Source organism: Actinomycetospora cinnamomea (assembly GCF_003096675.1).
Lineage (GTDB): Bacteria > Actinomycetota > Actinomycetes > Mycobacteriales > Pseudonocardiaceae > Actinomycetospora > Actinomycetospora cinnamomea.
In genome coordinates this window covers 89771-97201 of record NZ_QEKW01000017.1, presented here as the reverse complement: position 1 = coordinate 97201, position 7431 = coordinate 89771, and the positions used below count along the sequence as shown (strand labels likewise).

At 77.3% G+C, this 7431-nt stretch carries 6 protein-coding genes; 5 read left to right on the top strand and 1 reads right to left on the bottom strand.

Annotated features, from left to right (window positions below; all coding sequences use genetic code 11):
- Positions 1 to 97: 97 nt before the first annotated feature.
- Together C8D89_RS23810 and C8D89_RS23805 are read left to right on the top strand one after the other, a co-directional pair.
- On the top strand, positions 98 to 880 hold the full coding sequence (locus C8D89_RS23810; protein WP_207787391.1) for a DUF4190 domain-containing protein: 783 nt from the start codon (positions 98 to 100) through the stop codon (positions 878 to 880).
- Between the two features lie 4 nt (positions 881 to 884).
- Complete coding sequence (locus C8D89_RS23805; protein WP_116710623.1) at positions 885 to 1469, top strand: ASCH domain-containing protein; 585 nt, start codon at positions 885 to 887, stop codon at positions 1467 to 1469.
- 5 nt (positions 1470 to 1474) lie between these two features.
- Here C8D89_RS23805 and C8D89_RS23800 read toward each other — a convergent pair whose 3' ends face one another.
- Positions 1475 to 2689, bottom strand: a complete 1215-nt coding sequence (locus C8D89_RS23800; protein WP_116710622.1) for an erythromycin esterase family protein — start codon at positions 2687 to 2689, stop codon at positions 1475 to 1477.
- A gap of 161 nt (positions 2690 to 2850) precedes the next feature.
- On the opposite strand from C8D89_RS23800, the gene C8D89_RS23795 reads away from it, so the two are divergent.
- From C8D89_RS23795 to C8D89_RS23785, 3 genes are read left to right on the top strand one after another with little or no spacing between them, the layout of a single operon-like run.
- Entirely contained in the window at positions 2851 to 4014 is a 1164-nt protein-coding gene (locus C8D89_RS23795; RefSeq protein WP_116710631.1) for an acyl-CoA dehydrogenase family protein, read from the top strand.
- On the top strand, positions 4011 to 5129 hold the full coding sequence (locus C8D89_RS23790; protein WP_116710621.1) for an acyl-CoA dehydrogenase family protein: 1119 nt from the start codon (positions 4011 to 4013) through the stop codon (positions 5127 to 5129). The genes C8D89_RS23795 and C8D89_RS23790 overlap by 4 nt, the downstream gene beginning before the upstream one ends.
- A gap of 50 nt (positions 5130 to 5179) precedes the next feature.
- Positions 5180 to 7426 (top strand): FUSC family protein, encoded by a 2247-nt coding sequence (locus tag C8D89_RS23785; RefSeq protein WP_116710620.1) that lies wholly within the window; start codon positions 5180 to 5182, stop codon positions 7424 to 7426.
- Positions 7427 to 7431 lie beyond the last annotated feature (5 nt).

The following is a 7431-nucleotide window of genomic DNA, read 5'->3' as shown; positions in this document are numbered from 1 at the left end:
CGACCACCCACCAGCGACGACGAGACCACGACGAGGCCATGTCCGTCTCGATGCGATCTTGACACTACGTCACCTCGGTCCCGGTACGGTCCGGCTCGTGAACTCGCCGTGGGAACCGCCGCGCGACTCGTCGACCTCGGAGTCCGGCGAGCGCTCCGAGCCCGGCACGTCGCCGTCCGGCCCGAGCCCCTACGCCCCCGGATCCGCAGAGGAGGGCTCGCCCGCTCCGTACACCGGCGCACCTGAGGCGCCGGGCCCGTACGGCGCGAGCCCGTACGGCCCGAGCCAGTACGAGGGCCCGTCGGGCGCCGGGCAGGACGACCCCGGGCGGTACGACGCCGGGCAGTACATCTCCGGCTCCTCCGACGCGAACCCGTACGCGACGCCCGCGCCGTCCTCGGACACCTATGGTGCCGGCTCTCCGTACGGCGCCGCCCCGTACGGACAGGGCCAGTACGGACAGGGCCAGTACGGACAGGGCCAGTACGGACAGGGCCAGTACGGACAGGACCCGTACACCCAGGCCCAGTACGGACAGGGCCCTTACGCTCCGAGCCCCTACGGCTCCGGCGCGTACGGCGCGTCTCCCTACGCGCCCGGCAGCCATGCGCCCGGCGGCTACGCGCCCGGCTACCCACCCGGTCGCCCGACGTCGGGCCTGGCCATCGCGGCGCTGGTGTGCGGCATCCTCGGGTTCTTCACCGCCGGGCTCGCGTCGATCGGCGCCGTCATCTGCGGGCACCTCGCGTGGCGCGAGACGAGCACCGGGCAGCAGGCGGGCCACGGCATGACCATCGCGGGCCTGGTGCTCGGCTACATCCCGCTCCTCGGCTGGCTGCTGTTCTTCGTGTTCCTGGCCGCCAGCGTCGGCTCGGCCTGAGCCCGTGCTGTTCGCGCTGCGCTTCGCCGAGCCGATCGCGCGCGGCGAGGTCGACCTGACCTTCCGGCGATGGCGGCGCGCCCAGGTCCGGCCGGGCCGGCCGTACCGCACGGCGGTGGGGCGGCTGCAGATCGACGAGGTCGACGTCGTCGAGCCCGGCGACCTCTCCCCCGACGACGCCCGTCGCGCCGGGTTCGACTCGGTCGAGGCCCTGCTCACCGAGGTCGGCCGGCATGCCGCGGAGGACGCGCAGCTCTACCGCGTGCGCTTCCACCCGCTCGAGGAGCCCGACCCGCGCACCGAGCTCGCCGCCACCGTGCCGGACGGCGACGAGCTCGAGGCGGTGTGCCGGCGCCTCGATGCGATGGACGCCCGCAGCGGGCACGGCCCGTGGGCGTGGTCGACGCTCGCGGCGATCGCCGAGCGTCCCGCCGTGCGCGCCCCCGACCTCGCCGCGTCCTTCGGCCGCGAGACCGCCCCGTTCAAGGCGGACGTGCGCCGCCTCAAGGCGCTGGGCCTGACCCACTCGTTGCCGGTCGGCTACGAGCTCTCCCCGCGGGGACGGGCGGTGCTCGCCGCCCGCGGCTGAGCGGGTCAGCGCGCCCAGGCCGGGTGGACCGTGCGCACGACCGCGATCGCGTCCAGCTCCGCGCCCGGGCGGCAGGGCACGACCGCCGTCGCGGGCGCCGCGGTCGACACCTCGTCGCCCACCGAGCGTCGCGGCAGCGTCGCGTCCGCCCACGCGGCCACGGCGGGCGGAACGTCCGGGACCCGAAGGTCGAGCACGTGGTCACGCGTCCCGTCGGGCAGCAGCACGGACTCGAGCGCGTCGGCCCGCGGGGCGCCGAGACGGTGGGTCGAGGGCGTGCGCGCGGGCCCGAACAGGCGCCGCCGGCGGATCGCGCGCGTGGTGCCCGTGCCCGCGGTGAGCAGCAGGGCGCGGTAGCCGTCGCCGAGACGCTCGCGCAGGTGCGCGCCGAGGCTCGGCGGGTCGTCGCGGGCCACGACGTGGTCGGCATGCGCCCACAGCACGACCCGCCCGTCCGGCGCCGCGGCGTCGAGGGCCTCGAGCACCGCCTCGGCCATGAGCCGGCCCGCCACCGCGTCGGCCCGCTCCCGCGGGGTGGCGACGAGCTCGGCGGCCCGGGCCAGGAAGCCGGCGTGGCGCACGGCCTCGGCGTACCGCTCCGGCGACGTCGCCGCCATCAGCGCGGGCGCGTCCTGGTCGAGCCGCGCCTGCACCCGGTCGACGGCGACCCGCGCGGTCTCGTCGCCGCGCCCGAGAGCGAGGTCGGCGAGGGTGTCGGCCACGGCCGGTAGCACGTCGGGCGCCGCGGTGCGCAGAAAGCGGCCGACGACGCGGACGGCAGCTGCGGGGTGCCGGGGGTCGACCCCGGCGACGCGCACCGGTCGGGGGTCCTCGGCGAGCCGGCGGACGACGTCGAGCACCTCGCGGGTGTTCCAGCTCCACGAGCCCAGCAGGTCGAGCACCGCGGAGGCGCTGCCCGTCCCGCGGCGCACGTGGTCGTCGAGCGCGGTGGTCGCGGACTCCGGGGTCTGCAGCGCGAGCGTGCCCACGCCCGGCTGGGCCACCAGGCCCCCGAGGACGCGGCCGGCCAGCTGCGCGAGCTCGCGGGTGCCGGCCACGGTCGGTCCGAGCGCGACGACCCGCCCGCCGGCGACCGCCCGCACCCAGGCCGTGACGCCGTCGTCGCCCTCGGGGTCGTCGTCGGGCACGCCCACCGGGCGCGCGTGCGCGGCGAGCCACGCGGGCACGGCGTCATCGGGGCCGGGGTCCGGGACCGTCACGCGAGCACCCTGGCAGGGCGGATGAGGTGCCCCGTGATCGGGGCGCGGGGTGCCGTCCCGGACTCGACACCGGGCCGCGCGCGACGGAGGGTGCAGGGGTGACCGCCACCGACAGCCCACCGGACGCCGGATCCCTCGACGCCACCCTCGATGCGGCCGCGCTGGCCGAACGCGTCGAGCAGTTCCTCGCCGAGCACGACCCGTCGACCACCGAGCCCGTCGAGTTCCTGCGCGCACGCTTCGCCGCCGGTCTCGCGTGGGTGCACTACCCGGCGGGCCTGGGCGGCCTGGGCGCGGAGAACGGCCTGCAGGCCGCCGTCGACGCCGCGTTCGAGGCGGCGGGCGCGCCGGAGAACAAGCCGCGGCTCAACGTCATCGGCCTGGGCATGGCCGCGCCGACCATCCTGCGTTTCGGTACCGAGGAGCAGCAGCAGCGCTGGCTGCCCTCGCTGTGGACCGGCGAGGACATCTGGTGCCAGCTGTTCAGCGAGCCCGGGGCGGGGTCGGACCTCGCGGGCCTCGCCACCAGCGCGGTCCGGGACGGGGACGAATGGGTGGTCAACGGGCAGAAGGTGTGGACCTCGATGGCCCACCACGCGCGCTGGGGCATCCTGGTCGCCCGCACCGACCCCGAGGCACCCAAGCACCGCGGCCTCACCTACTTCGTCGTCGACATGAGCGCGCCCGGCGTCGAGGTCCGCGGACTGCGCCAGATCACCGGCGAGGCCGAGTTCAACGAGGTCTTCATGACCGACGTGCGCATCCCCGACGACCAGCGCCTCGGCGAGGTCGGGCAGGGCTGGGCCGTCGCGCAGTACACGCTGATGAACGAGCGCGTCGCGATCGGCGGCGGCACCCTGCCGCGCGAGAGCGGCGCGGCCGGGGCGCTGGCCGCGCGGTGGCGCGAGCACCCCGAGGCACGCACGCCGGGGCTGCACGACCGGATGCTGCGGCTGTGGGTGCAGGCCGAGGCCGCCCGCCTCACCGCCGAGCGGCTCGGCCAGCAGCAGGCCGCCGGGCAGCCGGGCCCCGAGGGCTCGGGCGTGAAGATCACGTACGCCCGACTGAACCAGGAGTGCTCGAGCCTCGAGCTCGAGCTGCGCGGCGAGGACGGGCTGCGCTACCCCGACTACACCGAGCGCCGCCCCGAGGTCGAGGACTACGGCTCCCGCGACGCCGGCTGGCGCTACCTGCGCTTCCGCGCCAACTCGATCGAGGGCGGGACCTCGGAGATCCTGCGCAACGTCGTCGCCGAGCGCGTGCTCGGCCTGCCCGCCGAGGCCCGCGCCGACAAGGACGTGCCGTGGAAGGACCTGCCCCGATGAGCGCACCGGCGACGCCCGAGACCGGCGACCTGCTCTACACCGACGTCGAGGACGACCTGCGCGCGAGCGTGCGCGCGCTCGTCGACCGCCAGGCCCCGTGGGACGCGGTGCTGCGGCGCACCGACACCGACGACGCCGTCGACACCGACCTCTGGAAGCGGCTGACGCAGGAGATCGGGGTGGCCGGCCTCGCGGTGCCCGAGGAGCGCGGCGGGGCCGGCGCGTCGTGGCGCGAGGTCGCCGTCGTCGCCGAGGAGCTCGGTCGCGCCGTCGCGCCCGTCCCGTTCCTCGGCACCGCCGTGGCCACCGCGCTGCTGCTGGACCTCGGCTCGTCCGACGTGACCGACGAGCTGCTCGCCGCGGTCGCCGCCGGCGAGCGCACCGCCGCCCTGGCCGTCGGCGCCACCCGCGGCGCGGGCCGCCCCGTGCCGGTGACCGTCGAGCAGCGCGGCGAGACGCTGCACGGCACCGTCACCGCCGTCGTCGACGCGGTGACCGCCGACGTCCTGCTCGTCCCGGTCGACGGCGGCGTCGCCGTGGTGGAGGCCGGCGGCGAGGGCGTCACCCGCACCACCGCGGTCTCGCTCGACATGACCCGCCGGCTCACCGACCTCACGCTGGACGGGGCGCGGGGACGGGTGATCGAGGGCGCCGACGTGGACGGCGGCATCGAGCGGGCTCTCCGGATCGGCGCCGCGGTCCTCGCGTCCGAGCAGCTCGGGCTCGCCGAGCGCTGCCTCGCCGACACGGTGTCGTACCTGCGCGAGCGGCACCAGTTCGGGCGCCCGCTGGCGTCGTACCAGGCGCTCAAGCACCGTCTCGCCGACCTGTGGGTGGCGATCACCCAGGTCCGCGCGACGGCCCGCTACGCCGCCCGCTGCGCCGCGGACGGCTCGCCCGACCTTCCCGTGGCGGCGGCCGTCGCCGCGGCGCACGGCGCCGAGGTCGCGCTGCTCGCGGCCGAGGACGCCCTGCAGCTGCACGGCGGCATCGGGTTCACCTGGGAGCACCCCGTGCACCTGTTCCTCAAGCGGGCCCGCGCGGACGCCCTGGTGCTCGGGTCGGCGGACCACCACCGGTCGGTGCTCGCGGAGCTCGTCGACCTGCCGGCGTAGGTTCCTCGAGGCCTACCCCCGGCCCCGGTCGCGACGGCAGACTGCCGCCCATGGCCGGGCGCCGGGGTCTGCGGTGGCTGCTGCGCCGTGACCCGGGGCTCGCCGCCAGCCGCCGCGCGCTGCGCGTCGCGGTCGCGGCGACGGCCGCGTTCATGCTCTGCCGCTACGCGTTCGACAGCCCGACGGCCGGGACCTACGCGGTCTTCGGGACGATCGGCTTCGGCGTGCTCTCCCAGGTCGTCGGCTCGCCCCGCGAGCGGACGCGGACGCTGCTCGGGTGCTTCGCCGCGGGAAGTGTCCTGCTCACCGTGGGGACGCTGCTCGCCGGCAGCACGTGGGCGGCGTCGGCCGGGATGCTCGTGGTCGGGGTGGTCGTCGCCTTCCTGGCCGTCGGTGGGCCGCGGCTGGGCGGGGTGGCCAACGGGCTGCAGCTGGTCTACATCCTCCCCTCGTTCCCGCCCTACGCCCCGGACACGTTGCCGGCGCGGGTGATCGGCTTCGCGGTCGGGGTCGCGTTCCTCGCGCTCGCCGACCGCGTCCTCTGGCCGCCGCGCCCGCACGAGACCTACGCCTCCCGGGCGGCCGCGGCCGCGCGGGCGATCGCCGACCTGCTCGACGCCCTGGCCGCCCGCCACGACGGGGTCGGCAGGCTCAGCGGAGTCGGGGCCGCCGACTCCCGCCGGACCGCCGCCGAGCACGCGGCGGGGCGGCTGAAGCTCCTCGCCACCCCGTGGGAGGAGCGCCCCACCGGGCCCGGGGCGCGGGACCGGGGGTCGGCGCACCTCGGCGCCGCGCTGCGGGGGGTCCAGGGCCGGGTCGACGTGCTCCTCTCCGGCGACGCCACGACGGGTGGTGCGGCCGTGGACCTCCCGTCCGACGCCGACGAGACCCTCGCCGCCACCGCGACCGCGCTGCGCCGCACCGCCGACGCGCTGCGCGGGCGGGGCCGCCTGCCCGACGTCGCCGACCTCGACGCCGCCCGCCTCGCCTACACCGAGCGGCGCCTGGACACGATCAGCACGATCGGGAGCGGCGACGAGGCGGTCGCCCACGCCCGGGCGGCCGTCGCGGTCGGGCAGATCCTGGCCGCGACGCGGGTCGCCGTGCAGGCCGCGACGGTGGTCGTCGATCCCCGCCGTCCCCGTCCCCGCGGCCCGGAGCCCGGCGACCTCGCGTGGTGGGTCGGTGCGCCGACCACGACGCTGTGGTGGCGACGCGTCCGCGCCCACCTCTCGCTGCGCTCGGTGTACCTGCAGAACGCGGTGCGCCTGGGGCTCGGGCTCGGGCTCGCCCGCCTGGTGGCCGGGGGGCTCGACCTCTCGCACGGCCTGTGGGTGCTCCTCGCGACATTGACGCTCATGCGCACGTCGGTGACGTCGACGCGCGCGACGCTCGTCCCCGCGATCGCCGGCACCGCCGCGGGCGCGCTGGTCGCCGCCGGTCTGCTCGCGCTCGCGGGCCCCGGGCCGGCTGTCTACGCGGTGCTCTTCCCCGTCCTGTGCGTGGCGGCGGTCGCCGCGGGCCAGCTGTTCGGCGCCGTCGCCGGGCAGGCGAGCTTCACCGTCCTCGTCGCCGTGCTGTTCGCCCAGCTCGCGCCGGCGGGCCCGTCGCTCGCGGGGATGCGGCTGCTCGACGTCGTCGTCGGCGCGGTGGTCGGCATCGGTGTCGGCGCCGCGGTGTGGCCGGCGGGCGGGCACGGCGAGGTCCGTCGGGACGCGGCCCGGGCCCTGGGCGCCACCGCCGACCTGGTCGCCGCGGCGGCGGCGTGGCTGACGGGATCCGGCACCCGGGAGCAGGTCGCCCGGCAGCTGGAGCCCGCCGACCACTGGCTCCTGTTCTTCGAGGCGACCTTCCTCCAGTACCGCTCCGAGCGCGGGCGGCGCCAGGAGGACGACGTCGACTGGTTCGTGGTGCTCGGCGTCGTGCACCGGGCGATCCGCACGGCGCGTTCCTCCTTCGACGACCCGGACCCGGCGACGTTGCGCCTGTGGGAGCGGTGGCCCGACCTCGTCGGGCTGCTGCGCCACGACGCCCGCGCCCTCACCGACGGGTACCGGGCGGTCGCCCGCGCGCTCGCGGACGGCCACGCCCCCGCGGGCGTCCTCGCGGTCCCGTCCGACTTCCTCGACCGCGCCCTGCGGGCCCTCGCCGACACCCGCGGACGCCGCGAGCACCCGCGCGAGACGCTGCGCCTGGTCGATGCCTGGGGACGCCTGGGCTGGCTGGCCGACGACCTCGTGGCGCTGGGCGTCGCGCTCGGCCCGGCGTCGTCCGCGCCGCGTCCCCTGCCCGCGTGACCGGG

Bases quoted from the DNA above. Each gene is read 5' to 3' on its own strand.
- C8D89_RS23785 (WP_116710620.1), top strand. From the start codon at position 5,180: ATGGCCGGGCGCCGGGGTCTGCGGTGGCTGCTGCGCCGTGACCCGGGG.
- C8D89_RS23790 (WP_116710621.1), top strand. From the start codon at position 4,011: ATGAGCGCACCGGCGACGCCCGAGACCGGCGACCTGCTCTACACCGAC.